At 26.4% G+C, this 25,722-nt stretch carries 33 protein-coding genes; all 33 read right to left on the reverse strand.

From position 1 onward, the window contains the following. Positions 1-42: 42 nt before the first annotated feature. The 33 genes from spo0A to ACYUEX_RS07425 all read right to left on the reverse strand — a co-directional run bounded on the left by spo0A (position 43) and on the right by ACYUEX_RS07425 (position 25,692). Positions 43-849, reverse strand: a complete 807-nt coding sequence (spo0A, locus tag ACYUEX_RS07265; protein WP_460287331.1) for a sporulation transcription factor Spo0A — start codon at positions 847-849, stop codon at positions 43-45. A 340-nt stretch (positions 850-1,189) separates the two neighbouring features. Further along, positions 1,190-2,380, reverse strand: coding sequence for a SpoIVB peptidase (spoIVB, locus tag ACYUEX_RS07270; RefSeq protein WP_460287332.1), 1,191 nt, complete (start codon positions 2,378-2,380; stop codon positions 1,190-1,192). Between the two features lie 182 nt (positions 2,381-2,562). Beyond that, positions 2,563-4,263: a DNA repair protein RecN gene (gene recN, locus ACYUEX_RS07275; RefSeq protein WP_460287334.1), complete on the reverse strand. Its 1,701-nt coding sequence runs from the start codon at positions 4,261-4,263 to the stop codon at positions 2,563-2,565. 18 nt (positions 4,264-4,281) lie between these two features. Next, complete coding sequence (locus ACYUEX_RS07280) at positions 4,282-4,731, reverse strand: arginine repressor (protein WP_411167911.1); 450 nt, start codon at positions 4,729-4,731, stop codon at positions 4,282-4,284. A gap of 1 nt (position 4,732) precedes the next feature. Beyond that, positions 4,733-5,584, reverse strand: coding sequence for an NAD(+)/NADH kinase (locus tag ACYUEX_RS07285; protein ID WP_460287336.1), 852 nt, complete (start codon positions 5,582-5,584; stop codon positions 4,733-4,735). A gap of 105 nt (positions 5,585-5,689) precedes the next feature. After that, positions 5,690-6,499 carry a TlyA family RNA methyltransferase gene (locus ACYUEX_RS07290; RefSeq protein ID WP_460287338.1) on the reverse strand — a complete coding sequence of 270 codons (810 nt, stop codon included), beginning with the start codon at positions 6,497-6,499 and terminating at the stop codon, positions 5,690-5,692. 14 nt (positions 6,500-6,513) lie between these two features. Then, complete coding sequence (gene dxs, locus ACYUEX_RS07295) at positions 6,514-8,370, reverse strand: 1-deoxy-D-xylulose-5-phosphate synthase (protein ID WP_460287340.1); 1,857 nt, start codon at positions 8,368-8,370, stop codon at positions 6,514-6,516. A gap of 19 nt (positions 8,371-8,389) precedes the next feature. Beyond that, the gene (locus ACYUEX_RS07300) at positions 8,390-9,265 is read right to left on the reverse strand and encodes a polyprenyl synthetase family protein (RefSeq protein WP_460287341.1); all 876 of its coding nucleotides are present in this window, start codon (positions 9,263-9,265) and stop codon (positions 8,390-8,392) included. After that, positions 9,258-9,470 carry an exodeoxyribonuclease VII small subunit gene (gene xseB / locus ACYUEX_RS07305; RefSeq protein WP_411167916.1) on the reverse strand — a complete coding sequence of 71 codons (213 nt, stop codon included), beginning with the start codon at positions 9,468-9,470 and terminating at the stop codon, positions 9,258-9,260. The genes ACYUEX_RS07300 and xseB overlap by 8 nt, the downstream gene beginning before the upstream one ends. A gap of 15 nt (positions 9,471-9,485) precedes the next feature. Beyond that, positions 9,486-10,685 (reverse strand): exodeoxyribonuclease VII large subunit, encoded by a 1,200-nt coding sequence (gene xseA / locus ACYUEX_RS07310; protein WP_411167917.1) that lies wholly within the window; start codon positions 10,683-10,685, stop codon positions 9,486-9,488. Next, positions 10,675-11,523 (reverse strand): tetrahydrofolate dehydrogenase/cyclohydrolase catalytic domain-containing protein, encoded by an 849-nt coding sequence (locus ACYUEX_RS07315; RefSeq protein ID WP_460287343.1) that lies wholly within the window; start codon positions 11,521-11,523, stop codon positions 10,675-10,677. The genes xseA and ACYUEX_RS07315 overlap by 11 nt, the downstream gene beginning before the upstream one ends. 23 nt (positions 11,524-11,546) lie before the next feature. Next, a complete protein-coding gene (nusB, locus tag ACYUEX_RS07320; protein ID WP_460287345.1) occupies positions 11,547-11,951 on the reverse strand; it encodes a transcription antitermination factor NusB in 405 nt (134 codons plus the stop codon). Positions 11,952-12,076: 125 nt separating this feature from the next. Next, entirely contained in the window at positions 12,077-12,463 is a 387-nt protein-coding gene (locus tag ACYUEX_RS07325; RefSeq protein ID WP_460287346.1) for an Asp23/Gls24 family envelope stress response protein, read from the reverse strand. Between the two features lie 84 nt (positions 12,464-12,547). Next, positions 12,548-13,078 (reverse strand): SpoIIIAH-like family protein, encoded by a 531-nt coding sequence (locus ACYUEX_RS07330; protein WP_460287347.1) that lies wholly within the window; start codon positions 13,076-13,078, stop codon positions 12,548-12,550. 38 nt (positions 13,079-13,116) lie between these two features. Next, a complete protein-coding gene (spoIIIAG, locus tag ACYUEX_RS07335) occupies positions 13,117-13,725 on the reverse strand; it encodes a stage III sporulation protein AG (protein WP_460287348.1) in 609 nt (202 codons plus the stop codon). Positions 13,726-13,738: 13 nt separating this feature from the next. Continuing rightward, positions 13,739-14,317 carry a stage III sporulation protein AF gene (spoIIIAF, locus tag ACYUEX_RS07340; RefSeq protein ID WP_460287349.1) on the reverse strand — a complete coding sequence of 193 codons (579 nt, stop codon included), beginning with the start codon at positions 14,315-14,317 and terminating at the stop codon, positions 13,739-13,741. Between the two features lie 8 nt (positions 14,318-14,325). Beyond that, positions 14,326-15,555, reverse strand: a complete 1,230-nt coding sequence (spoIIIAE, locus tag ACYUEX_RS07345) for a stage III sporulation protein AE (protein WP_460287350.1) — start codon at positions 15,553-15,555, stop codon at positions 14,326-14,328. A 10-nt stretch (positions 15,556-15,565) separates the two neighbouring features. Beyond that, on the reverse strand, positions 15,566-15,949 hold the full coding sequence (gene spoIIIAD / locus ACYUEX_RS07350; RefSeq protein WP_460287352.1) for a stage III sporulation protein AD: 384 nt from the start codon (positions 15,947-15,949) through the stop codon (positions 15,566-15,568). An 8-nt stretch (positions 15,950-15,957) separates the two neighbouring features. Beyond that, on the reverse strand, positions 15,958-16,155 hold the full coding sequence (spoIIIAC, locus tag ACYUEX_RS07355; RefSeq protein WP_460287353.1) for a stage III sporulation protein AC: 198 nt from the start codon (positions 16,153-16,155) through the stop codon (positions 15,958-15,960). A 14-nt stretch (positions 16,156-16,169) separates the two neighbouring features. Next, on the reverse strand, positions 16,170-16,688 hold the full coding sequence (gene spoIIIAB, locus ACYUEX_RS07360) for a stage III sporulation protein SpoIIIAB (RefSeq protein WP_460287354.1): 519 nt from the start codon (positions 16,686-16,688) through the stop codon (positions 16,170-16,172). Beyond that, the gene (gene spoIIIAA, locus ACYUEX_RS07365) at positions 16,676-17,599 is read right to left on the reverse strand and encodes a stage III sporulation protein AA (RefSeq protein ID WP_460287356.1); all 924 of its coding nucleotides are present in this window, start codon (positions 17,597-17,599) and stop codon (positions 16,676-16,678) included. The genes spoIIIAB and spoIIIAA overlap by 13 nt, the downstream gene beginning before the upstream one ends. A 154-nt stretch (positions 17,600-17,753) precedes the next feature. Next, a complete protein-coding gene (locus ACYUEX_RS07370; RefSeq protein ID WP_460287357.1) occupies positions 17,754-18,116 on the reverse strand; it encodes a CD1247 N-terminal domain-containing protein in 363 nt (120 codons plus the stop codon). A gap of 95 nt (positions 18,117-18,211) precedes the next feature. After that, positions 18,212-18,769, reverse strand: coding sequence for an elongation factor P (efp, locus tag ACYUEX_RS07375; RefSeq protein WP_460287358.1), 558 nt, complete (start codon positions 18,767-18,769; stop codon positions 18,212-18,214). Between the two features lie 156 nt (positions 18,770-18,925). Next, positions 18,926-19,294, reverse strand: coding sequence for a hypothetical protein (locus ACYUEX_RS07380; RefSeq protein WP_460287360.1), 369 nt, complete (start codon positions 19,292-19,294; stop codon positions 18,926-18,928). Then, entirely contained in the window at positions 19,291-19,689 is a 399-nt protein-coding gene (locus tag ACYUEX_RS07385; RefSeq protein WP_460287362.1) for a hypothetical protein, read from the reverse strand. The genes ACYUEX_RS07380 and ACYUEX_RS07385 overlap by 4 nt, the downstream gene beginning before the upstream one ends. After that, a complete protein-coding gene (locus tag ACYUEX_RS07390) occupies positions 19,667-20,281 on the reverse strand; it encodes a hypothetical protein (protein WP_460287363.1) in 615 nt (204 codons plus the stop codon). Before ACYUEX_RS07390 ends, ACYUEX_RS07385 begins: the two co-directional genes overlap by 23 nt. Positions 20,282-20,292: 11 nt before the next feature. Continuing rightward, entirely contained in the window at positions 20,293-20,736 is a 444-nt protein-coding gene (locus ACYUEX_RS07395; protein ID WP_460287364.1) for a hypothetical protein, read from the reverse strand. Beyond that, a complete protein-coding gene (locus ACYUEX_RS07400) occupies positions 20,727-21,242 on the reverse strand; it encodes a prepilin-type cleavage/methylation domain-containing protein (RefSeq protein WP_460287365.1) in 516 nt (171 codons plus the stop codon). The genes ACYUEX_RS07395 and ACYUEX_RS07400 overlap by 10 nt, the downstream gene beginning before the upstream one ends. Then, positions 21,202-21,639: a type II secretion system protein gene (locus ACYUEX_RS07405; protein WP_460287366.1), complete on the reverse strand. Its 438-nt coding sequence runs from the start codon at positions 21,637-21,639 to the stop codon at positions 21,202-21,204. The genes ACYUEX_RS07400 and ACYUEX_RS07405 overlap by 41 nt, the downstream gene beginning before the upstream one ends. Further along, positions 21,636-22,097 carry a prepilin-type N-terminal cleavage/methylation domain-containing protein gene (locus ACYUEX_RS07410; RefSeq protein ID WP_460287367.1) on the reverse strand — a complete coding sequence of 154 codons (462 nt, stop codon included), beginning with the start codon at positions 22,095-22,097 and terminating at the stop codon, positions 21,636-21,638. Before ACYUEX_RS07410 ends, ACYUEX_RS07405 begins: the two co-directional genes overlap by 4 nt. Next, a complete protein-coding gene (locus ACYUEX_RS07415; RefSeq protein ID WP_460287369.1) occupies positions 22,098-23,150 on the reverse strand; it encodes a type II secretion system F family protein in 1,053 nt (350 codons plus the stop codon). Beyond that, a complete protein-coding gene (locus tag ACYUEX_RS07420) occupies positions 23,125-24,513 on the reverse strand; it encodes a GspE/PulE family protein (protein WP_460287370.1) in 1,389 nt (462 codons plus the stop codon). The genes ACYUEX_RS07415 and ACYUEX_RS07420 overlap by 26 nt, the downstream gene beginning before the upstream one ends. A 192-nt stretch (positions 24,514-24,705) precedes the next feature. Further along, on the reverse strand, positions 24,706-25,692 hold the full coding sequence (locus ACYUEX_RS07425; protein WP_460287371.1) for a hypothetical protein: 987 nt from the start codon (positions 25,690-25,692) through the stop codon (positions 24,706-24,708). Positions 25,693-25,722 lie beyond the last annotated feature (30 nt).

Below are 25,722 nucleotides of genomic sequence, written 5' to 3' on the forward strand. Positions count from 1 at the left end.
AATAAACATAAAATATTTTGCTTATTAATTATATTTATACAATTAACTTACTTTATTCTTAAGTCTTAACTTATCAGCAATTATGGCAATAAATTCACTATTTGTTGGCTTACCTTTTTCATTGTGGATTGTATATCCAAATAACTTATTTATAGCATCAACTTGACCTCTTCCCCAAGCTACTTCTATTGCATGTCTTATAGCTCTTTCAACTCTAGAGGCTGTAGTGTTGTACTTTTTAGCTATAGACGGATACAATTCCTTTGTTACAGCAGACAATAATTCCATATCGTTAACAACCATTGTAATTGCTTCTCTTAAATACATATATCCCTTTATATGAGCAGGTACACCAATTTCATGTATAATATTAGTTATTTCTGTTTCTAAATCAATAGGTCCCTTTGGTTGTTGTTTTACTTCTGTCTCAACTACAGTAGATTGTTTTCTAACAATTTCATTAGAAGATCCACTAAACATTTCTCTTATTCTCTTTGTAAAAACATCCATATCAAAAGGTTTAACTACATAATAATCTGCACCTAATGTTATAGCTCTTTGAGTAATTTTATCTTGACCTACTGCTGATAAAACTATTATTCTAGGCATTTTTTCTAAATTCATAGAATTAAGCCTTTCTAATACTCCTAGTCCATCTAAGTGAGGCATAATAATATCCAAAACTACTAAATCTGGATTTTTTTCCTCAATAAGAGCCAAGGCTTCCCTTCCATCCTTAGCAACAGCAGTAACTACTATATCTCTCTGATTTAATAAATAATCATTTAAGATACTACAAAACTCCTTGTTGTCATCAGCTATTAAAACTGAAATTTTTGAATCGTTCATACTTTTCTCCCCCATTTTCCCAAAATACTCCAATCACCTTAAGTTAATCATAAACTTATTCTTCATTCATTTTTAAAATTCATCTATAAATATTATATATAGACATAACATAAAAAAAGAATCTTATACAAGATTTATTTAATATCATTATAACACAATTTATTTAATTTCAATAGTTTTTTTACAATTTTTTCAAAATTTTATGGTAAAATTTATTTCTTCTCTTATAACATCCCTATGATTACATAATTTATAATTATAAAATTTTATCATAATTATATATAAAAATAGAGACTACTGATATTTTATCAGCAGTCTAAAATAATAGTATATATTCTTGCTATTCTATAACTCCTGCATCTTTTAGCATCCATTCAATGTATATTCCATAACCTACATCGGGTTTATTAATTAATACGTGTGTTACTGCACCAACTATCTTATTATTTTGAATAATAGGACTTCCGCTCATTCCCTGAACTATTCCTCCTGTTTTTGCTAAAAGCTCTTCATCTGTTACTTTAATAATCATGCTTTTAGGTCCAGGCTCTTCTTGAGGCAATAACTTTATTATTTCTACATCATACATTTTAGGTCCATTTTCATCTATAGTAGTTATTATTTTAGCTTCTCCTTCTTTTATTTCATTTCTAAATCCTACTTTAAGTGGTTTACAGAAGGTTTTATTAATTAGCTCTTTGCTTGCCTCTCCAAATATTCCGGATTCTGTATTTTTTTCTATCTTTGCTAAGCTTTCCTTTTCATTAACAAATAGTCCCTTTAATTCTCCTGGAGAACCTTTTTCTCCTTTTCTGACACTTATTACAGAAGAATTCAATAAATCACCATTTCTAATTGTAAAAGGTTTATTAGTATCGCCATCTGTTATTGGATGACCTAAAGCACCAAATATAGAACTATTTTTATCATAAAATGTTAATGTTCCTATACCTGCTGTTGAATCTCTTACCCAAAGTCCTAACTTATACTCATTATCTTCCTTTCCCAAATCGATTTCCTTACTTTGAGTACTATTATTTCTAAGATAATCTACACTTACTTTGGAGTTTGTAAGATTTTTTATTTTTTTAGATAAATCTTTAGAGCTTTCTATTTCTTCACCATTTATCTTTGTAATAACATCTCCTAATTCTATTCCTGAAGCTTTGGCAGGGCTCTCAACCTTTCCTTCTATAGAATCTATATCAGAATGACCTACTACTAACACACCCTTAGTTGATAACTTTATTCCTACACTTGTTCCTCCTGGATATAATTCTAAATCATTCACTTTAGAAACTGCTACTGACTTTATAGGAATCAATCCTAAAAATTTTACTTCAAGCTTATCCTTGTTTATCTCACCATTTTTAACCAATATATTCTTTGATAGTAATATATCTGAAGTTGGAACAGCTTCATTTATATATATTCTTTCTGGAATACTATTTAAACTAAGGAACGTAAGTAAACCCAGAATCAACATTGGAGTTATTATTATACCTAAATATTTTAATTTTTTCATTCTCATACTATCTCCTCCTTTGCTTCTGTATTTAACTTGCCCTCATCCTTAATCATATATGCTGTATTAAGTTTGTTAAAAGCGTTAAAAATTTTAAATATATAACTTTAAAAATATAAAAAAATAAAATCATGGTAAATAACCATGATTTTAGTGTGTTCATTTTTTATATACTTATGTATGTGATTTTAAGAATAAGTTTTTAATATTTCTTGTTTTTTTAATTCTGCAAATGCTACCATTTCTGAAGCATTTTCTAAAGTAACATCACTTACTTCATCTCCGCTGGTCATCTTTGCAATTTCTTTAATTTTATCATATTTATCCAAAGTTCTAATTTGTGTAAATGTTTTTTCATTTTCAACTTTTTTTGATACAAAATAATGACAATCAGAAAGTGCTGCAATTTGAGGTAAATGTGTTATACATAAAACTTGATGTTTAGTAGAAACTTCATACATTTTTTCTCCAACTCTTTTTGCTATAGTCCCACTTATACCTGTATCAATTTCATCGAATATTAATGTAGGTATTTTATCCTTATCAACAAATACACATTTAAGAGCTAGCATAATTCTTGAAAGTTCGCCTCCTGAAAGAACCTTTTCTAAGGGTTTTAAAGGTTCTCCTGGGTTTGTTGATATAAGAAAAATAACTTCATCAAACCCTCTTGAATTAAAGGATTCATTTTTTTCTATTAGTATTTTAATTTTTGATTTTTCCATTCCTATATATGATAATTCATATTTTATTTTTTCTTCAAGATTAACTGCATTTTTTTCTCTAATAATATGCATTTGTTCTGATATTTCTCTCATTAAAGTTTCTATATTTTCTTGTTTTAAATTTAATTCTTTAATTATCTCTTCTGAATTAATTAACTCTTCATATTGAATTTTTAATTTTTCTAAATAGTTTAAAATTTCTTCAACAGATTCTCCATATTTTTTCTTATATAAGCTAATCTCATATATTCTAGAGTTTATTTTTTCAAGTTCAAACTCATCATAATAAATTTCAGATGATAAATCTCTTACTTCTCTAGATACTTCTTCTAAAGCGTATAATGCCTCTTCTATTCTTTCTCTTTTATCTTTTAATTTTTCAAAATGATTTTCAACTAAAGATAGCTCATTAACAGCTTTTGATAAACCTTCTATAACTGAAATACCTTCAATTGGACTATCTAGTATTGAATAAGTTTTACCTAAAGCTAGTGATATTTTTTCAGCATTAGATAAGAGATTGAATTCCTCGTTTAAAGTTTCTTCTTCTCCAATTTTCAGCTTTGCTTTTTCTATATCTTCTATTTGAAACTTTATATAATCTGTGAGTTTGTCTCTATCTGCATTACCATTTAATTCTTTTATTTTTTCTAAAATTATATTTTGCTCTTTTCTTAACTCATCAAATTTATCTAGATAAGGCTTTAATTCTTCTCCTATAAATTCATCTAAATAATAAATATGGAATGCCCTATTTAATAGATTTTGATTTTGATGCTGTCCATGTATATCTAATAACTTTTCTCTTATTTTCTTTAAATATGAAAGTACTACTGATTTTCCATTTACTTTTATTATACTTTTACCTGATAAAGTTGTTTCTCTTGAAATTATTAGTATATCTTCATCTTCAATATCTAATTCCTTTAAAACATCTAAAATTTCCTCATTTTCTATTGAAAATATTGCTTCTACAACAGTTTTACATTCACCATATCTTATTAAATCTTTTGAGAACTTTCCGCCTAAAACATAATCTATAGTGTCTATTAGTATAGATTTACCAGCTCCTGTTTCTCCTGACAATATATTAAACCCTTCTTTAAATTCAACTGATAAATCTTGAATTAAAGCGAAATTTTTTATATTTAATTGCAATAACATATTACATCACCTTTAATTTTATAAAATCATTTTTCTAACTTTATCTACTAATTCTTCAGCTTTATCTAAACTTCTTACTAATATAAATATTGTATTATCTCCAGCAATTGTTCCTGCAACTTCTGTGTCAAATAGTGTATCTATTGCTTCAGCAACTGCCATGGCAGATCCAGTAAGTGTCTTTACAACAACAAACTTATCTACATTTTCAACCGATACAGCAGCATTAGATAATATGCTAGATAATTTATCATTTATATCTTTTGATTCTTTCGATGATGCAACATATCTATAATTTCCTGAAGCACCTTGCATCTTTATTAGCTTTAGTATTTTAATATCTCTAGATACAGTTGCTTGAGTTACGTCAAATCCAGCCATTTTAAGCTCTTCTGCAAGTTCCTCTTGTGTTTCTATATCCTTTTCACTAATTATCTCTAAGATTTTGTTATGCCTCTTTGATTTCAAATTAATCACCTTCACATTCTTTCCAGTTATTTAGAATTTTTGCCCGTAGTACTTTAAAATAATCATAATCATCAAACAAAACTATATTTGCATATTCTTTTGCTTTTTTTATCTTTATTATAGTTTGATTTGTTGTTTTTATTGCTTTTTGACCATCAAAAGTTATATATACTTCTTCATCTTCATTTTCTGCTTTAACTTCAATTTCACTACTACTATTTAAAACAATAGTTTGCATCCCCTTTGGATGAGGACATATTGGAGTCAATGTAATTACATCTACATCTGGATAAATAAAGGGACCTCCAGCTGAAAATGAATATGCAGTTGATCCAGTAGGTGTTGCGATAATTAATCCATCACCTTTGAAGTTATAATATCTTTTACCATCTATAAATATTTGAAACTTTACCATTCTTGATAATGTTCCTCTTGCTACAACTATATCATTTAGGGCTAATGATTCATTTTTTATGCCTTCTAAAGGTAAATCGCATGTTAAAAGCATTCTCTTTTGAGAAATATAATCCCCTTCTTTTAGTTTTATAAAAGCTTTATCCATTTCAGAAACTTCTATGCTTGATAAAAAGCCTAAATTTCCAATATTAATTCCTAAAATAGGTACATTCAATTTCCCATTTATTCCTCTAGCAACGCTTAATATTGTCCCATCTCCACCTAATACGATTATAAGATCAAGCAATTCTTTAAACTTATAATTTATTATATCATAACTATCTAACATAATTATTTCTAAGTTATGAAAATACTTATAAAGCTTTTTCTTAACTTCCATAGCTATCTCATTATTCTTATCTTTAGATGGATTTATTGCAATAGCAACTTTCTTCATAATACCCCCTATATGCTCCTCTTAACAAATAGTAAATCATATAAATTCTACTTAAGACTTCAAGATAAAACTTGAAGTCTTAAATTAAATTTATATGATAAATTTTTATAATAACTGATGAGAATCATTTACTATATTATCTATGTCTTCTAGAGAAAATGTAGACCCTTTATTTATATCTTTAGTAAAATAAACTAAGTATTCAATATTTCCTTCTGGCCCCTTAATAGGAGAGTAACCTATAGAAAGAATATTTAAATTTTTATTAATTAAAAATTCAGCTATACCTAGAACTACTTCTTTATGAACATTTATATCTCTTACTACACCTTTTTTCCCTACTTTTTCTTTGCCAGCCTCAAATTGAGGTTTTATTAAAGCTACAACTTCACCTTTATCATTTAATAAGTTAATGGTTGCAGGCATTATTTTCTTTAATGAAATAAATGAAACGTCTATAGATGCAAAATCCACCTTCTCACCTATGTCTTCTGGGGTTACATATCTAATATTAGTTCGCTCCATACATACAACTCTAGGATCTGTTCTTAACTTCCAAGCAAATTGACCATAGCCAACATCTATAGAAAACACCTTTTTTGCGTTATTTTGTAGCATACAGTCTGTAAAGCCTCCTGTAGATGCCCCTATATCCATACATACTTTATCTTCTAAATTAACGCCAAATTCCTTTATAGCTTTTTCAAGCTTTAATCCACCTCTACTTACGTAAGGTATTTCTTCCCCTTTAAAGATTATCTCTGAGTCAATACTAACCTTTTCTCCAGCCTTATCAACTCTTCTACCCTCTACAAATATTTTTCCTGCCATTATGCTTGCTTTAGCTCTTTCTCTTGATGTAAATATACCTTTATCTACTAATAGTATATCCAGTCTCTCTTTCTTTCCAGACATCTTTATCTCCTTTATTATTTAAGTTCTATAATAGATTCTGCTATTCCTTCTGGATCTAATTTATTTTCTTTATATAATAAATTTACATCACCCTGTGATACAAATTTATCCTTAAATCCTAGTGCCTTAAATTTATTTTTAAATAATAATTCTGATAACTCCATTAAAACATAGCTACCAAATCCTCCATTAGTTATGTTGTCTTCTATAGTAACTATATCATAGCCTTCTTCCACTAACTCTTTTAACATATCAGTATCTAATGGTTTTACAAATGTTGCATTTATTATAGTTGGATTTATACCATTAGCTAATAAAACTTCTCTTGCCAGTAATACATGTTGAAGCATTTTTCCTACTGCTATTATAGCTATCTTTTCTCCACTTATAACTTTTTCCCATTTTCCGTATTTAATTTCTGTTAGTGGCTTCATTTCTTTACAACAATCTGCTCCTCTTGGATATCTTAAAGCTACAGGTCCATCTTGTGTAAGAGCCCAATTTAACATGACCTTTACTTCATCTAAATGCTTTGGAGCTAATACTGTCATATTAGGAACTTGTGTTAAATAAGATAAATCAAGTATTCCTTGATGAGTTTCACCATCTTCCCCTACTAAACCAGCTCTATCTATTGCAAATACAACTGGCATATTTTGTATACATACATCATGAATTAATTGATCAAAAGCTCTTTGTAAAAAGGTAGAGTACACTGCAAAAACAGGTCTCATGTTTGCACTTGCTAGACCTGCAGCAAGTGTTGTTGCATGTGCCTCTGCGATTCCTACATCAAAAAATCTATCTGGAAATTCTTTTGCAAAGTTTTTAAGTCCTGTACCATCTGGCATAGCAGCTGTTATTGCTACTATTCTATCATCATTCTTTGCTAAATCTATAATTGCATCACCAAAAGCTTTGGAATAAGTTTTTTCACTCGGAATATACGCTTCACCACTTTCTAAATCAAATGGATTAACTCCATGAAACTTATTTGGGTTTTTCTCTGCAAGCTCATAGCCTTTTCCTTTACTTGTTACTACATGTATTATAACAGGTTCATCAATTTTCTTTGCTTTTTCTAATACCTCAGTCATCGTCTCTATATCATGTCCATCTATAGGTCCTATATATTTTAAACCCATCTCTTCAAAAATCATTGATGGTACAACAAATTGCTTAATACTATCTTTAAACCTTGATATACAGCTTGCTAATTTTTTTCCAGCTCTTGAATTGTTTAACGTTGCATTTACGTTAGATTTTAGTTTATTATATTTGGGTTCCATCCTTAAATTACTTAGATGAGTTGATAACCCTCCAACATTATCCGCTATAGACATTTGGTTATCATTTAATATTATAATCATTTTAGTTTTATTAAATCCTACATCATTTAATGCCTCTAAAGCCATTCCACCTGTTAAAGCTCCATCGCCAATTACAGCGATAACTTCATTATTCTCTTTTTTAATATCTCTAGCTCTTGCCATTCCTAAAGCTGCTGAAATAGAGGTGCTACTATGACCTGTATCAAATGTATCATATTTACTTTCACATCTTTTTGGAAATCCACTTAATCCATTATGTTTTCTTAAAGTGTCAAATCTATCTTTTCTTCCAGTTAATATTTTATGAACATAGCTTTGATGCCCAACATCCCAAACTATCTTGTCATTTTCTAAATTAAAGCTTTTAAATAAGCTTATAGTTAAATCTACTACTCCTAAATTAGAAGCTAAATGTCCCCCCGTTTTAGAAACACTATCTATTAAAAATTCTCTAACTTCTCCAGCTAATACTTCTAGTTCAACATTTGATAACTTCTTAACTTCTTCTGGAGAAGTAATCTTATCTAATATTTTACCCATAATCAAACCTTTCCTTCTGTTAAAATTCCCTATTCAATAACTCTAAAGTTATTTCTTCTAAATCTATAGATTCTACAGAAAGGCCTTTCAACAATTGAATGCACTCTTTAGTTAATGTTTCACATTCTCTTTCACAATATTCTAAACCAAATATAGATATAAAATTAGATTTATTATTATTTTCATCACTTTTAGTATTTTTTCCAAGCTTTGAAACATCACCTATTATATCTAAAATATCATCTTTAATTTGAAATGCTAAACCAAGTTTTATTCCAAACTCATTTAAAATTTCTAAATCATTTTTTGAAGCTTCTGCAATTATACCAGCAGCTACAATAGATGCTCTTATTAATTCCCCAGTTTTTTTACTATGCATATAAAGAAGTTCTTGTTTAGATATATCTTTTCCTTCATTTATAATATCTACAATTTGGCCACCTATCATTCCTTCTGGGCCGGCTGCTTCTGCTATTTCTCTTGAAGCTAGTAAAGCCCTTTCGCCATACTTTATAGAAAATTTCATCATTAAACTCATTGCTTCATTTAATAACATATCTCCTGCTAATACGGCAATATCTTCTCCGAACTTTTTGTGATTAGTTGGCATTCCCCTTCTTAAGTCATCGTTATCCATACAAGGTAAATCATCATGAATTAGAGAATAAGTATGAATCATTTCTATTGCTGAAGCCATTTCTATTACGTCTTTATAATTTTCTTTATATAATCCATAAGTTAATAAAAATAATATAGGTCTTATTCTTTTACCTCCTATATTTAAACTATAACTTGCTGAATCATATATAATTTTATTATAACTTCCTTTGTTATTAAAATATATACTTAAATAATCATTAATAAAATTTCTATTAATTTCTACCTTACTACTCATTCTTTAGCTCCACTTCCATATTTTCTTTTATTGTTATTAATTTTCCTTCTAAAGAATTTAAAGTCTTATATAATTTATTAACAATCTTAACACCATTTTCATATTCTTTCATCAATTCCTCTAGAGGAAGCTCATTATTTTCCATATTATTCAAAACATCTTGTAAGCTCTTAACCATATCTTCATAAGATTCTTTTTTCGCCATAAATTCATCAACTCCTTAATCTATGGAAAGAATTTTTCCTTTTACTTTTCCATCTTTAAATATTATATTAAACTCATTTAAATCCTTAATTTTTTCTTTAGATGAAATTACATTGCTGTTATTATCTTCAATAATTGTATATCCCTTTTTCAATACATTAATGGGATTGTGAGCTTCTAAAATATCATTTAAAGACTTTATTCTTAATTTTTCTTTTTCTATTTTATTATTTAATATGCTTTTCATTCTGTCTTGTATTCTATCTAACTCTAAATATGAATTTGATAATACTACCTCAGGACTATTTAATGATAGTATTTTTTTATAGTTTATTATCTTTTCCTTTTCATAATTTAACTTAGTAAAAGATATTTCATTTATTCTTTTTTTATAGTCATCTATTTTACTTAAGATTTCGCTTTCTAATGGAACAGCTATTTCAGCTGCTTGTGATGGAGTCGAGGCTCTAAAATCACTTACAAAATCAGATATTGTATAATCAACCTCGTGTCCAACTGCAGAAATTATTGGAATTTTAGAATTAAATATTGCCTTTGCTAATTTCTCTTCATTAAAATTCCATAGCTCCTCTATGGATCCCCCGCCTCTACCGATAATTATAACATCAACACTTTTATTTTGATTAAAGAATTTTATTCCATCTATTATTGTAATATAAGCATTCTCACCTTGAACTAATGCTGGGTATAATACTATATCAACTAAGCTGCTTCTTCTTCTTGATACATTTATTATATCTCTTATTACTGCTCCTGTTTCAGATGTTACAACTCCTATCCTTGTTGGCATATTAGGTATTTCTTTTTTATACCTTTCATCGAAATATCCCTCTTCTAAAAGCTTTTGCTTAAGTTTTTCAAACTTTATATGAAGTTCACCAATACCTTCCTTCTGCAACTTATCAATATAAAACTGAAGAGAACCTGTTCCTTGATAAATTGAGCATCTTCCATTAGCTATAACTTCCATTCCTTCTTCTAACTTAAAATCAAGTTCAGCTTTATTGCTTTTAAACATAACACAATTTATTTTGCTTATAGAATCTTTTAAAGAAAAATAAATATGTCCGCTACTATGGTATTTTAAATTAGATATTTCTCCTTTAACTAAAAGATTATTTAATATAAAATCATTATCTAGTGTTTTTTTTATATAATTATTAAGTTCACTAACAGTTAAAGTTTTAATTTTCATTTTTATCTAACGCCTCACATGCATTTTTTATAAGTAATGTTGTTGTTAAAGCTCCAACACCACCTGGCACTGGTGTTATCATTTGCACTCTATCAATAACTTTGTCAAAATCTACATCTCCAGTAATTTTTCCATTTAAAGAGGATGTTCCTACATCAATTATTATAGAATTATTATTTACAAACTCTTCCGTTAAAAATTTAGGTTTACCTATTGCAACTACAATTATATCTGCATTTTTACATACTTCTTTTAAATTTTTTGTTCTAGAATGACAAATTGTAACTGTAGCATTTTTATTTAAAAGTAATTGAGCTACTGGTTTTCCTACTATATTGCTTCGTCCTATTACTACCACATTTTTACCCTCTAAATCAACTTTAGATTTTTCTAATAATGTCATTATAGAACTAGGTGTACATGGTAAAAATACTTTTTCATTGCAATATAATTTTCCTTGATTAATATATGTTAAACAATCTATGTCTTTTTCAGGGGAAATAGAATTAGTTACTCTTTTCTCATTTAACGCTTTTGGAAGTGGTAATTGAAGTATTATTCCATCAACATCATTATCAGAGTTTAATAATTCTATTTTTCTTATTAATTCATCTTCTAAAACTTCCTCATCTAGTAATAGCTTTTGGAAGTTGCATCCTAATGAAAGGGCAAGCTTTTCTTGGTTATTTATATAATAAATAGAACCTCCATCATTTCCTACTAATATTGATACTATTTTAGGTGCTCTTAAACCTATTTCTTCTCTTTTTAATATGTATTCTTTTATTTCTTCTTTTATATTATTTGCAATTTCTCTACCATTTATAATTTGCCCCATTAGTAATTCCCCCTTAACTAATTTTATAAAGTTTTAAAGGCTTTATCTAAAACTCCATTTACAAATGAAACACTTTTTTCATCTGAATACTTCTTTGTTAATTCAATTGCTTCATTTATAGCAACTTTCTCTGGAACATCATCTAAATAAAGCATTTCTCCAATTGCTAATCTAAGTATTGAAATATTCACTTTTGAAACTCTATCTAATTTCCAGTTTGTTAATGCTTCTTCTATCTTTTTATCTATTACATTAATATTTTCTTCAACCTTAGCTAAAATCCCTCTTATATATTCTAAATCTATAGTTTTTAAATTCATTTCATAATCTTCAATAAATGTTTCAATAGTTTCCTCTAATGTATTTTTACTTAAAGTCATACCAAAAAGTAACTCCATAGCTATTTCTCTAGATTTTTTTCTATTCATTTTATCCTCCTAAGTATTCTAATACTATTATTATTAACCTTCTAAAACTTTCTAATCATAAATATACTACAACAAAATTATTTAAAGCACAAGGAAAACACCCTCTGAAAAATCAGAGGGTGAAATTAATTTTCCTTACTTTCTTCTTTTTCAGTTTTTTTCAAGTAAATGCTTTGAACGTTTATGTTTACTGAATCAACCTTTAGTCCTGTCATTGCTTCAACAGTCTTTTTAACATTCTCTTGAACCGCACTTACTACTTCAGGTATTTTTACGCCATATTCTACTGCTAAACTTAATTCTATTACGGCACTATCTTCATTTAAAGTAACTTTAACATTTTTTCCTACACTTTTCTTACCTTTTAGCAATTGTGATATGTTGTTACCACCTAATTGTTGTAAGTCTTCTACACCTTTAACTTCTTCAGCAGCAATACCTGCTATTACACAAACAACTTCATCAGAAATTTTTACTATTCCTAAATTATCATCATAATTTTTATTGTCCATCTAATTACCTCCTAAGGGTTTTATAAACAAAACTCTTTTTTTCTTATGTTCATTATATCAAAGCAGTAATTATATTACAACGTATTATTTCTTTACTTCTATTATGACATCGCTAATTCCTGAAACATTTTCTACTATTTCCTGAAGCATAGAAGCATCTGCTTCTGAAAGGTCATCTGATCTAACAAATATTCTAACTTTGTTTCCATCTATAGAACATAATGCATCTTCAAATCCTTTGCTTTTAACATTTACTTCAATTGTACTTTCTTTATCTGCAAGCATAGTTTTTTCTCTTAATTCATTACTTGCAAGATCCTTTTGCTCTTGAGATGTTTTTGTATCATTTATTATTGTATTTAATGATTCAATAGTTACTGCAGTATTTTTCTCTCTGTCACTTCTTATACTATAAAAATAATCTTGTGCTCCTAAAGTTTCTTTATCATCCTTTTTCTTTTCATCATCTTTATTTTCATTTGTTCCTTGTGATATTACTTGACTAAAGTCTGTTGGATCATTTAGCCCTGTCTTGTTTAGTTTTGCTGCTATGACTCCTACACATACTATAAGAGCCATCAGTGTGAAAATAATTCCAAATTGTTTTTTTGTCATTTTGATTTCCCCCCATCTATTTTTCATTTAATTATATGCTAATTTTTCATAGGATATACATTAACCTTGTCTATAGAAATTCCATATAGACTAGATACAGCTATTTGAATATCATATTTAACCTTACTACTACTAGCCCCTTCTGCTACTATTACAACTCCTGTTATCTCTGGTTTATTAGTTTGTAAAATATATGGCTGATTTTTACTTCCATCTCCAGCCATAACTACTTTACTTCCATCAGTTTTTTGATTATTAACTCTCTTTCCACCATCTTTATCAGTTTCCTCTGTTACTGCTTGTTGATTAGTCTTTTCTGTTGCAGGAATTTTTACCTCACCGCTTTTAAAATAAATCATTACTTCAACTTGTCCTACATTCTCTATTTTAGTTAAAAGATTTCTCAGCTCTTTTTTCTGTTGCTCTTCATAGTTATCTACTACTTCTTTAGCTTTATTTTCTAAATTAGATGAACTTTGTGTAGTATTTTCTACACTTGTTGGTTTTGTTTCTTTTTTTCTTCCTGTAGTTAAAAAACTAATAGCTAATAAGACAAATGCTAGTACTAATGCAATGCATACTGCATTTAAGAACTTTTTATCGTTTACAATCTTAGCTATTTCCTTTTTCCAATCACCTTTCCCCATTTTCTCACTCCCATCAATTAACTTTATATACCTCTATTTTATCTTTTGGTACATTAAACACTTCTGCTAAGTAACTTACTATTTCATCTTTGTTATCTACTTTTTCATCTTGTGAAGACACAGTTTTACTACTTTCTTTTGTATTTACAATAATCTTTTGTATCTTTGAAACCTCTTTATTTTTAACTCCTACTTCAACTTTATTTATAGAGTAGTTAATGTTATCCATATCAACTTTGCAATCTATCTCACTAATGAATTCATTATTTGTAAATTTCTCTTTTAAAAGTCTATTGCAATTTTCTTCTAAATTACGCTTAAAAACAGACTCTCCATTGTTACTATAGTTTTTACTTGTTTCTATACTTTTATTTTCATTTATATCTAAATATCTTTGTATCTCTAAAGAAATATCTTCTTCACCTTTTGAAAATACTGAGATTATAGGAGATAACATAACTGTTATAAGTATTAACCCCAAAACAAACTTTAAGTATTTTTTCATATTGTTATCTGGAGCTATCAATTCTATTGCTGTCATCAATATAAGCATAGAAACAAGGGTTATAACAAATCCTTTTATTTCTTCCATATATCTTTCTATCCTCCTATAACAAATTTTCCTGCTGATGCCATAATTGCTAATAGTACAAAAAACATTAAGCTTACTGACAATACACAAGACATTATTAATATTAAAGAATCTCCTGCTGATGCAATTGAATTAGTAATTCTTTTATCACTTATTGGCTCTATTAAAGCTGCAGTTAATTTATAGACAAATGAAATTAAAACTAACTTTATTATAGGGTACAGCATCATAAGTATTATTATGATTAATCCAACTGAACTTATTGCATTTTTTATAATTAATGAATATCCTGCAACTGACGCTATTGCATCTGAAAAGGCCTTTCCCACTATAGGAATAAAATTATCTATAGCAAACTTTGCAGTCTTTAATGTAACTGCATCTATAGTTGATGATGTAATTCCTCTAACAGTTAATAATCCTATAAAAACAGTTAAAATTATTCCCTGAAGCCATATAGTAATTTGCTTTGTTAACTTGCAAAAATTACTTATTTTATTTTCAGTTGAAATATTATTCGTAAATTCTAAAACAAATGTTATAAGTATTAATGGTATTATTATATTAATATATATTCTTGGAATAATTAGTGTAGCTCCTATAACTATAGGATCCATTGTTGCAGCTTGTGTAAAACCACCAATTGTTGCAATCATTGTGACTAATACTGGTAGTATAGCTGCCATAAAATTTGTTAATTCATTTATTATATTAACTGCTATATTTATAGAAACTATAAAGCTTTTAGATAGAATTATTATTAATAGAGCGTAACATGCAAAAAATGCTACGTTAGACAAACCTTCATTTGAAAAAGCTGATTGTAAATTCTTAAGTAAAGAGCATATTATTGCAATAACTATTATACTTACCGATAAAGCTAGTACAGTTTTTACTTCTTTAAATAAAAAGCTTATAACTGCATTACTAATAGTTTTAAATGACAAGTTCCCTTCTCCATTTTTTATATATCCTTTTATATATTCAACTGGATCTAAATCGTTCATTATTTCAATATCTGATTTCATATTATTTATATAGTTATATAGGGAATCTAACTGATTATTTACCTTTTCATCATCTAATAAAACCTCTTCTGTAGTTAATTCATTATTAATATTTATATTGTTAATATTTTTATCATTAGCTAAAGCACTTTTTCTTGGAAGAATTATAAAAGTTAAAATAATCATGCTAATAACTAATACAAATCTTTTTGTAAAAATATATTTTTTCAACATAAAACACCTACAATATTTGTAAAATTGATTGAAGTACAGCCATAAGTATTGGTATTGCTAATGTTAAAATTAATACTTTAGCTGAGAATTCAACCTTACTTGCTATGCTACCAGCACCTGCATCTTTACATATCTCGCTGCAAAAAGTTGCTAAATATGCTATAGCTAATATTTTTATAACAACTCCAATATAAACCATATCAATATTGGCTTTGTCTGCTATTTCCTTAATAAAATGTATTACTTCATTGAGCTGTGTAATAATAAGTAGAAAAATTATAACTCCTGCTGATAATGATATTAATATTGATATATCACTTCTTTTATCTTTAAATAGAAGAAAAATAAATAATGCTGCAAAAGCAAAGGCAACTATCTTTATAATATCCATAATAGCACCTATAACATAAACATAGTCTTTACAGTATTAAATAGATTGCTTATCAGTCCTATTACTGTAATAAGAATTATAACTATTCCTACAATGTTAGCTATTGTTGCTATTTCTTCTTTGCCGCTACTTTTTAATACTTTCTCCAAGACTACAAGAAGAACACCCATAGCCCCTATTTTAAATATAATACTTACATCTAGCATATATTACCCTCCTATCAAATTAAAAAAATTGAAATCATAGCACCTATACATACACCTATAGCTCTATACATTTTTATATTTTTTTTTGCTAATTCTTCTGCTGATTTACAGTTTAACTTTATATTTTCTATTGTTAAGTTAAATAATTTATCTTGTCCATAAACCCCTGTTTCTCCTAATGCCCTTAGAAAATCTTTAACTATTCTTCTATCTTCTTCATATATATAAATTTCTGACTTATTATTTTTATATTCATTTTCAAAAGCTTCATATACACTTGTGCTTTCTCCCATTAAGAGCTTATCTGAAACTTTAGATAAAATAGCATTTATAGGAGGATCTACCTTTAATGAAATATATTTTAAAGCTTCCGGCAAAGGAGTATTTGCATATATTACTTCATTATTTAAAAACAGAATTGATTTTAATATTGAATTAAGTTGCTTGCTTCTCCTTTTAAAGTTTTCACCATAATAAAACCCTATATAGGTGCAAGATAAGAAAATAATTACAACAGCTGTTATCTTAAGCATTTAAACTCCCCCTCTGCTTCTATTAAATATATTTGCTCTATTGTTCCAACCCCATTTCTATTACTTAAAATCACTATCCTATCTAAAATTGAATTTTCCAACAAATCCTTAAAAACTTTTCTTTTATAAACATCTTCTATACTATATCCATGAATAGTAACTATTATGTTTACACCCGAGTTAAACGCCATATGAAGAGCTTCTATATCTCCATCTGTACCAATTTCATCACAAATAAGTATGTCAGGTGAAAGACTTCTTATAGCCATAATCATTCCATCTTTTTTTAAGCAATTATCTAAAACATCACTTCTAATTCCAACATCTAATTGTGGCACCCCATTAAAACACGCAGCTATTTCACTTCTTTCATCTATAACAGAAACCTTTTTACCCTTTAACTTTACAATTGGCATACCTGATGAAATATTTTTTGCTATGTCTCTTAAAATTGTTGTTTTACCACATTTAGGTGGAGATACTATCAATGTATTAAAAACTCTATCATCCTTAGTTATGTATTTCATTATTTCATTAGAACATCCTATTACCTCTCTACATATTCTTATATTTAAAGAAGATATATTTCTTATAGTTCTTACTTCACCATTTACTAATACACATTCCCCAGCTATGCCTATTCTGTGTCCTCCTCTAATAGTTATATATCCTTGCTTTATTTCTTCTTCATATGCATATAATGAATAATTTGATATTTTAACTAAAATTTGTTTTATATCATCAATTGTAGTTACATATTTTAATATTATTTCTTTATATGCCAAATTAACTATTATAGGCTTATGAACTTTTATTCTTATTTCTTGTACAGGCTCCTTTAGTAATATTTCCCTAAGTTCATTACTTATTTTTAAAGGTAAGACCTTTAAAATTTCTTCCTCATTTCTCACTTTTATCACTTCCTTTTCTAAGGTTATATTTAAACTTATTTCTTTCTATCAAATAATATTCATACTTATAATTAAATATGTAAAATATTTTTATTATTAAATAAAAAAATACCTATCAGCTAAATACTGATAGGTATAAAAACTTGTTATAAAATTAAATTGCATCTCTATTACAGAAGGGACACGGTATAGTTTTATTATAATCTATAGATTCTTTCTCTACAAACAAAGGCTTTTCACAATTTTTGCAGCTTATTTCTATATATTCATCATCCATTTCTATAAGGTCTTCAATAGAAACTTCTTGAAATAATTCATCTTGCAATCCTGTAAGATCTTCATCTATATATTGTACATTTTCCTCTAAGTAATCTTGTCTGTTACTCATATCTTCAATTACATTTAACATATCATCTAAAACTGAGGAAATACTATTAAAGAGGTTCTTATATTTATCATCACTAACATTTTCAATATTAGTTTTGATATTTTCTATTTTATTTTTTATATCCTTCACATCTTCACTTCCTTTTAAATATAAATATATCCTCTTATTTAAATTATAACATATATGTATAATAAAAAAGCTAAGTAAAAACTTAGCTTTTGTTATTATACTCTTTCCATGTATTCACTAGTTCTAGTGTCTACTCTAATTACATCCCCTTCATTAACGAACATAGGAACATTTACAACTGCTCCTGTTTCTAATGTAGCAGGTTTCATTGCATTTGTAGCAGTATTTCCTTTAATTCCTGGATCTGCTTGAGTTATTAGTAATTCAACAAAGTTTGGAGCTTCTACTGAGAAAGCTTCTCCTTTATAGAACTTTATTACAGCAAACATATTTTCTTTTATGAACTTTATAGCATCTTCCACTTTTTCATAGTTTAATGGGATTTGTTCAAAAGTTTCTTGATCCATGAAGTAGTATAGTTCTCCATCTGAATAAAGGTATTGCATTTCTTTTCTTTCAATTACTGCTTCTTGTAATTTAGTTGTTGGGTTAAAAGTAGTATCAGTAACACCACCTGAAATAACATTTCTAAGCTTTGTTCTTACAAAAGCTGCACCCTTACCTGGCTTTACATGTAAGAACTCTATTACTGTATAAACTTGTCCTTCATGCTCGAAAGTAGTACCTTTTCTTAAATCTCCTGCTGATATCATTAAATATCCCTCCAAAAACTTTATTCCATACTTAGTGTAACACTGCGTTAACTAAATAGTCATAACTTAAACAATGTTTATGACATAACAAAAATATTTTATCAAAATTCACAAATAAATGCAATTACTTATAAAAAGATATAAAAAATATTGTCATTATTTACTTATTAATTCCATTTCTAATTCTATGCTGTTCTCCTTATAATTTAAATTATAATTAAGTATATAATAATTATCTATTTTCTTTAAATTACTTATTATTTCTTCCTTATTTCCTTTTAATATACATCGTATATTCCAATCATTCTCTTTTTTATTATAACTTAATATTCTGGAATTATTCATGCTACTTAGCTCATTTTCTATATCCTTAATATATTTAACATTTTTTACTTCTGTTATACATTGTATTTCCTCTTTATTAGATTTTTCTTTGCTAAAAATAAAGATACTAACTTGGATAAATGTTATAGCAATAACGACAAAATAAATTACTTTTAAGTAAAATGATTTTAATTTCATCATAAATTTACTCCTAATATAAAAGTGTCTTTTTCTCCTTTTGTCATAGAATTAATTTTTATTTCTTCTGTAGATTCTATTTCATAAATTTTATTTTTTGTTTTAATTTCAATAACACCCTTATTATTTTGAATTTGCATACTTAATATATCTGGATTTATAATATTTATACATTTTTCTATATTATCTGTTTTTATTCTAACTTCTTTATTTAAGTCCTTATCTATTTTAACAGTCTCTTCCTTAGGCATTAGTTTATTAAGACAGCTTGGAAATATCATTATGTTAAGTAATATTAAAATTAATATTGATCTTTTATTTATTTTATTAATTTTGTCATTTCTTTGTTTTATATATTCTATTGGTATAAAATCTTTATTTAATAAATAATCTTTCATTTATTTTATCTCCTATATTAATATAAACCTTTTCTTTTATTAAATCTAACTCCTTTAAGTTATTATCTATTACTATTGTTTTATTAATTTCTTGTATTATTTCCTTAACCTCTTCTTCTTTATTAAGAATATGAGAATTTATTATAATTTCTTCATTTATATCAACTACATAGTATAACTCTTTAAGCTTGTATATAGCTATAAAGCTTTTAAATTTATTCTTTGTTTTTAATATTAAATCTTTAATTAAAAATTGAATTGGCTTTACTGTTAAGCTTTCTATATTACTATAAAATCTATTTAATCCAATACATCTTATTGAGTACAAATATACACAATTATACTTTTTAACATATTCATAATGGAAAAGAAGATCATCTTTATTAGAAAAATCTTCTAATATTTTGTTATCAATAAACCTTTCTATATTAGTTTTTTCTTCTATATCATATTTTTTTATAAATAATTGTTCAGAAAGTATTATAATATTTCTTTTTCTTCCTAATTTTTTTATTAAAGTATCTATATTAAAAGTATTGTATTCATTTCCCTTATATAAATATATATTTTTCATAATAGCAACTGACTGCATAAAAATATCTCCTATTTCACAATATAATTAGTTTTATAATGGTTAGGTGTCAAAATAATATTTTCCTGACTTGCTGTTTCTTTCAATCCAATGAACCTTCTACCATTTTCCTTTTCCTCAATCATAAAATAATCTTTTCCATTAAAGACAACAGATAGGTTTTTATAATTACTATTTGAATAAATCTTTTTTTCTTTCTTTTCTAAAATCCCATCATTAATTAGCTTTCTATATTCCTCTTTATTTTTATTTATAAAATCATTAGTTAAATATAATAATTCACTTTCAACCAATGTTAAACTTTTTGTTTCCTCATATATATAAAAATTGTTAGATTTTAAATAGTTGTTTTGTATAACCTTTAAAGCAAGTGTAACTATAAATGATATAAACATAAGTATAATCATAGTTTCTAGCAAAACATATGCTCTTTTGCTACATGATTTTATATGCATTGTATCTTTTCCTCACCATATGAATTTTTTATTTTTAAATAGTACAATTTTTTCTTTTTTACTATATTAAATTCTGAAACATCTCTCATAATTACATTTGTACTTCTTTTGTAATTATTTTTATATGTCTCTAAAACTATTTTCTGGTTAAACTTATCTAGTTTTATTTTCTTTTGAACTAACCCATCTTCATTATGATTTTCTTTTATATTAATTACTATTTCACATTCTTGATTTAGATTACCTTCTTTAATCTCAATATCTTTTATCATTTTTGCTTTTAATAATCTATCAATGGTTAATAATCCATCATCAAAAGCATCTTCCCTTATGGCTTTATCCTTTAAAGTCTTATAACTATTACAAGCTACAAGTACAGTTCTATAGGACAAACCTATAAGTATAATTTGTATTGAAATAGTTATAGTGATTTCAAGCAAAGTAAATCCTCTTTTTTTCTTTTTATTATTTATCCATCCAATCCGACTTAATAAATTCCCTTTCACATAGAATCTCCTTATTATTATTCTTAATAGTAACTTTTATCTTAATAATTGAATCATTGCTACTTGATAAAACCTTATTAATCTCTATACCATTTCCTGAATTTAAATCTAACAATGATGTATTAGTTAAATTATTTAAAAGGTTTTTTGTGTACTCATACTTTATAGTTGTGTTATTATTAAATTTTTCTATTAAACTAGGTATTTTTACATTATATTTAATTTCGTTTTCTATAGCATATGCTATTCTGTTAGCCTCCTCTTTTTCCCCTCTCTCATTAAATGACTTGGCTCCAGCTAAAGAAAGCTTAAGTGCTAAGGTAGTTGCTATTAATAAAATCATAATACTTATTACTACTTCAAGTAAAAGGCTTCCCTTTCTTTTTCTCTTAATCATTCTATTAAATCACCTTCATTTATTCCAATAATATCATTTCCAACTCCAATTCTTATTTCTTTAAAGATTTTATCCTTATATGAAAGCTTTATTGTTCCTGAGTTTTTAATAAACCCTTCTTCATTTATTTCCGTATATCCTAAGGAAAAATTACTACCTACTTCTATATCTGAATCCATTTTCACAGTTCGTGTTATTGGATTATATGAATTGCTTACAGTAAAAGATAAATACTTTCTATTTTTATCAATAACTACTTTTCCACTAACTTTATTTTTTCTACAATAACTTTTACCATAACTTAATAAAGCTTTAACTTCATAAACAGAGCTATCTATTGTTAACTTTTCTTCCCTGTTCTTAAAAGATTTAATAAATCCATAAGAGAAAGTGAACAAAATAGTTATTATTGACAATACTACTATTAATTCTATTAATGTAAATCCGCGCTTCTTCATTTAAAAACCGCTTTCTAATAATGAATTAAAAAGAGGCAATATAAATATCATTATAAAGTTTATAACTAAAGCACCCATTATCAAAACCATAGCAGGTTGTAAAAATGATATATATTTATTCATAACCCCTAGAAATTTTTTCTCTAAATATGTTGAAAGAGAATTTAGCCTTTCTTCCATGGCGCCTCCTTCTTCACCTAACTTTATAATCGCTATAGTATATTTGCTGCAACTTCCACTTTCAGATAAGGTTTCTGATATACTTTTTCCTAACAATATACCATTGTTTAAACTTACAAATCTTTTTTTTAGTATGGAACTTCTAAAACTTGAAGCTGAATATTCTAATCCTTTAGATATATTTACTCCACTTTTAATTATTATTGTAAGTAAAGAAATAAATATAAACTCATGAAACTCTTTTACAATTAAAAATTTACTAAATAAATTTTTAATTACATCTTTTATAAATAACTTAAATATTATATATGGAACTAATATTCCCCATGAAGTTAAATATATCAAGAATATAATAGGATTTTCCTTTGTATAATTCATTAAATTATTAATACTTTTACAAATAAAAGGGATTTCAACATTTAAATTAACATAGAAATCATAAAGGTTTGGTATTATTATAAAAACTATAAATAGTAATAGTACGATAATAGATAATAATAAGATAACTGGATATGTTAATATATTTTTTGCTGTAGATATAATAAACTTCATATTGCTATAATGCTTTTCTAATCCTTTTAGTACTTGTGATAAGTTTCCACTTTTTTCTCCTATTGAAACCATTCCTATAAATAATTCTGGGTATATTTCGGAAAAATATCTAAAACATTGTTCTAAAGATTTTCCTTCTTTAATAAAAAACTTTATTTTTCTTATACTTTCTTTATAATACCTTTTAATTGGTAACTCCATTAACAAATCCATCATAACTAAAAGAGAGATACCTTCTTCATGTAAACTTCCCATATTTCCTGCTATTAAAGATAAGCTATCGTAGTCTACTTTCTTATATACTGATTTTATTTTCTTCATAATCTAAACCTTCTTCAATTAAAAAATTATTATAATCCCGAATAGATATATCTCCTTTAAGTAATAAATCCTTTAAATTATCTATCATTTCTTCATTACTTAGCTCTTTTATTTCCTGGAAAATATTTGAAACAATCTTTTTTATAGAACTATCTATTAGAACAACTGAACTAACAGCTTTTCTTCCTTTATATCCTGTAAAGTTGCAATTATTACACCCAGCACTTTTATAATTAACTATTTCTGTACCTTTAAAAATATTTTTCTTTTCTTTCACCTTACAGTTATTACAAAGAACTCTAATTAATCTTTGTGATATTATTCCAACTAAAGAATCCTTAATAAGATATGGCTTTACCCCCATATCTTCAAGTCTAAGGTATACTTCTTGAGGAGTCTTAGTGTGAATAGTAGAATATACCTTATGCCCAGTTAAAGATGCTGTAACTGCCATTGCCGCTGTTTCTTCATCTCTTATTTCACCAATCATAAGAACATCAGGATCTTGTCTTAATATACTTCTAAGACCAGTAGAAAATGTTATATTAGCTTTTCTATTTAAGCTTACCTGGTTAATTCCTCTTATTATTACTTCTACTGGATCTTCTAATGTAGTTATATTTATATCTTTTTTATTTATTTCTTGTAAAATGCAATAAAGAGTACTAGATTTTCCACTACCAGTTGGTCCATTTATGATTACCAACCCATTTTTAAAAGACATTATTTTTTTCAATTTTGAAGATTGCTTTTCATTCATATTTAGATTCTTTATATTGTAATTAAACATTTCTCCGTATAGTATTCTAATTACCAACTTTTCACCATATGTAATTGGTATAGTAGATAATCTTAAGTCATAATTTTTTTCATTAATTTTTATAAAACTTTTTCCATCTTGAGGCCTTCTTTTCTCGGTTATATCCATATTTCCACTAACTTTTATTTTAGATAGTAATTTTTGATATTCTTCAGTTCTTATTTTAGTGATTGCTATTAAAACTCCATCAACTCTAAATCTTATTAATATATCTTCTTTTTGTGGTTCAAAGTGAATATCTGAAGCTTTTAATTTTATTGCCTTGTTTAATATAACTTCAAATAGATTTTCTTTTTCTCCCAAAAATATTTTTTCAATAAGATCTTGTATAAACTCTTCACTTACTTTGTGTACTTGTAACCTTTTTGAAAATAAAAATTCTATTTCATCCTTATTATTTAGTTCGTCCCTTGATGCTAACATAATTATAGAATCCTCTTTAACCATAATCGGCAAAGATTTATTTTCTAAAGCTTTATTTTTATTCAACTTTCTAGATATACTTATATCAACTTTTGATATATCAAACTCTAAAATATTCATATAACATCACCATTTAAATTATTGTCCCATCAAGGAAAATTTATACAATTCTTTTTTTAGATTTTAATATATTTTATAAACACCTTCTATAATAGACGCTAGTTTAAACATCTAAGAAAATTATAATATATTTAATTCATATATTTTCTTAGATAAAAAAAGAGATATTTATAATTTTACTTATAAATATCTCTATCTGAATCTAATAAAATGATATGATCCAGAATCCCCATTAACCATACTAATAGCGTCATCTGAACATTTGTATATCTTTTCCTGTTTATGATCTTCTCCTCCACTAAAAGTTATATTGCCATCCTTATCTTTAGAAAGTCCTTTTTCTAAATTTATAAACTTAGGAAAATCAAAAACTAATCTTTTTATAGTTCCTTCTTTATATTTATATAAGGAATAATTATTATCTTGTAATTTTCCTAAAATAAATATACCATCTGAATTTGATTCTATATCACTAACATCTGAAATATTTTTTATTGTTTCTGTAACTTCTCCATTTTTATTTATAACTTTTACTAGCTTTTGTTTTCCTCCCTTGTCTTGAACTAATACTATTTCATTATCTAAAACCTTTAAAAATTCTACATATCCTAAATCAAGCTTATATAGAAGTTTTTCTTCTTTATCTATAATATTATAAATAAATATTCCATTATTCTTATCATTATCTATTCCATAATAAACTAATGTATCTTCATCTAACCAATCAATTAATTCTCCAGAAATTGATACATTACTATTTATTTGTATTTCCTTACTTTTTGATAAATCTTTTAATTTTAATTCTAAATAATCTTCTCTTATAAAGTAAGCTAAATAATCTCCACCTATAGATAACTTAGGTGATATTACAGTTTTTCCTTCTTCTATTAACTCTTCTTTACCTAAATAGTTAACTTTATTTTGCCCATTTTCATTATAAATAAAATTTCCACTTTTCAAATCATAGGCTGTAATTAAATATTCAGTATCTATTTTTTCATATTTGTCATTTGTTAAATTATATATTTTGTACTCACCTAAGTTTTCCAAAGCTATAGCTCCGCTCTTTATATCTATTTTTTGCTCTTCTTCTTGCTTATTATTGCATCCATATAAAAACATACTTATTAATAAAATTAGACTTACAAGGAAATTTATTCTCCTTCTTTTTTTATTCATTTTTTACCTCTTCTAATTAATATAATTCAA

The organism is Clostridium sp. CTA-7 (genome assembly GCF_054768095.1).

Coding starts and splice junctions, on each gene's coding strand:
- ACYUEX_RS07405 (WP_460287366.1), bottom strand. CDS start 21,639: ATGATTAAGAGAAAAAGAAAGGGAAGCCTTTTACTTGAAGTAGTAATA.
- ACYUEX_RS07425 (WP_460287371.1), bottom strand. CDS start 25,692: ATGAATAAAAAAAGAAGGAGAATAAATTTCCTTGTAAGTCTAATTTTA.
- ACYUEX_RS07390 (WP_460287363.1), bottom strand. CDS start 20,281: ATGCAGTCAGTTGCTATTATGAAAAATATATATTTATATAAGGGAAAT.
- ACYUEX_RS07415 (WP_460287369.1), bottom strand. CDS start 23,150: ATGAAGAAAATAAAATCAGTATATAAGAAAGTAGACTACGATAGCTTA.
- ACYUEX_RS07410 (WP_460287367.1), bottom strand. CDS start 22,097: ATGAAGAAGCGCGGATTTACATTAATAGAATTAATAGTAGTATTGTCA.
- recN (WP_460287334.1), bottom strand. CDS start 4,263: ATGTTATTGCAATTAAATATAAAAAATTTCGCTTTAATTCAAGATTTA.
- ACYUEX_RS07385 (WP_460287362.1), bottom strand. CDS start 19,689: ATGAAAGATTATTTATTAAATAAAGATTTTATACCAATAGAATATATA.
- ACYUEX_RS07315 (WP_460287343.1), bottom strand. CDS start 11,523: ATGGGGCAAATTATAAATGGTAGAGAAATTGCAAATAATATAAAAGAA.
- dxs (WP_460287340.1), bottom strand. CDS start 8,370: ATGGGTAAAATATTAGATAAGATTACTTCTCCAGAAGAAGTTAAGAAG.
- spoIIIAG (WP_460287348.1), bottom strand. CDS start 13,725: ATGGGGAAAGGTGATTGGAAAAAGGAAATAGCTAAGATTGTAAACGAT.
- spoIVB (WP_460287332.1), bottom strand. CDS start 2,380: ATGAGAATGAAAAAATTAAAATATTTAGGTATAATAATAACTCCAATG.
- ACYUEX_RS07395 (WP_460287364.1), bottom strand. CDS start 20,736: ATGCATATAAAATCATGTAGCAAAAGAGCATATGTTTTGCTAGAAACT.
- ACYUEX_RS07325 (WP_460287346.1), bottom strand. CDS start 12,463: ATGGACAATAAAAATTATGATGATAATTTAGGAATAGTAAAAATTTCT.
- xseB (WP_411167916.1), bottom strand. CDS start 9,470: ATGGCGAAAAAAGAATCTTATGAAGATATGGTTAAGAGCTTACAAGAT.
- spoIIIAB (WP_460287354.1), bottom strand. CDS start 16,688: ATGCTTAAGATAACAGCTGTTGTAATTATTTTCTTATCTTGCACCTAT.
- ACYUEX_RS07285 (WP_460287336.1), bottom strand. CDS start 5,584: ATGAAGAAAGTTGCTATTGCAATAAATCCATCTAAAGATAAGAATAAT.
- nusB (WP_460287345.1), bottom strand. CDS start 11,951: ATGAATAGAAAAAAATCTAGAGAAATAGCTATGGAGTTACTTTTTGGT.
- spoIIIAF (WP_460287349.1), bottom strand. CDS start 14,317: ATGGAAGAAATAAAAGGATTTGTTATAACCCTTGTTTCTATGCTTATA.
- efp (WP_460287358.1), bottom strand. CDS start 18,769: ATGATATCAGCAGGAGATTTAAGAAAAGGTACTACTTTCGAGCATGAA.
- spoIIIAD (WP_460287352.1), bottom strand. CDS start 15,949: ATGGATATTATAAAGATAGTTGCCTTTGCTTTTGCAGCATTATTTATT.
- xseA (WP_411167917.1), bottom strand. CDS start 10,685: ATGAAAATTAAAACTTTAACTGTTAGTGAACTTAATAATTATATAAAA.
- ACYUEX_RS07290 (WP_460287338.1), bottom strand. CDS start 6,499: ATGTCTGGAAAGAAAGAGAGACTGGATATACTATTAGTAGATAAAGGT.
- ACYUEX_RS07330 (WP_460287347.1), bottom strand. CDS start 13,078: ATGACAAAAAAACAATTTGGAATTATTTTCACACTGATGGCTCTTATA.
- spoIIIAC (WP_460287353.1), bottom strand. CDS start 16,155: ATGCTAGATGTAAGTATTATATTTAAAATAGGGGCTATGGGTGTTCTT.
- ACYUEX_RS07300 (WP_460287341.1), bottom strand. CDS start 9,265: ATGAGTAGTAAGGTAGAAATTAATAGAAATTTTATTAATGATTATTTA.
- spo0A (WP_460287331.1), bottom strand. CDS start 849: ATGAACGATTCAAAAATTTCAGTTTTAATAGCTGATGACAACAAGGAG.
- ACYUEX_RS07380 (WP_460287360.1), bottom strand. CDS start 19,294: ATGATGAAATTAAAATCATTTTACTTAAAAGTAATTTATTTTGTCGTT.
- ACYUEX_RS07420 (WP_460287370.1), bottom strand. CDS start 24,513: ATGAATATTTTAGAGTTTGATATATCAAAAGTTGATATAAGTATATCT.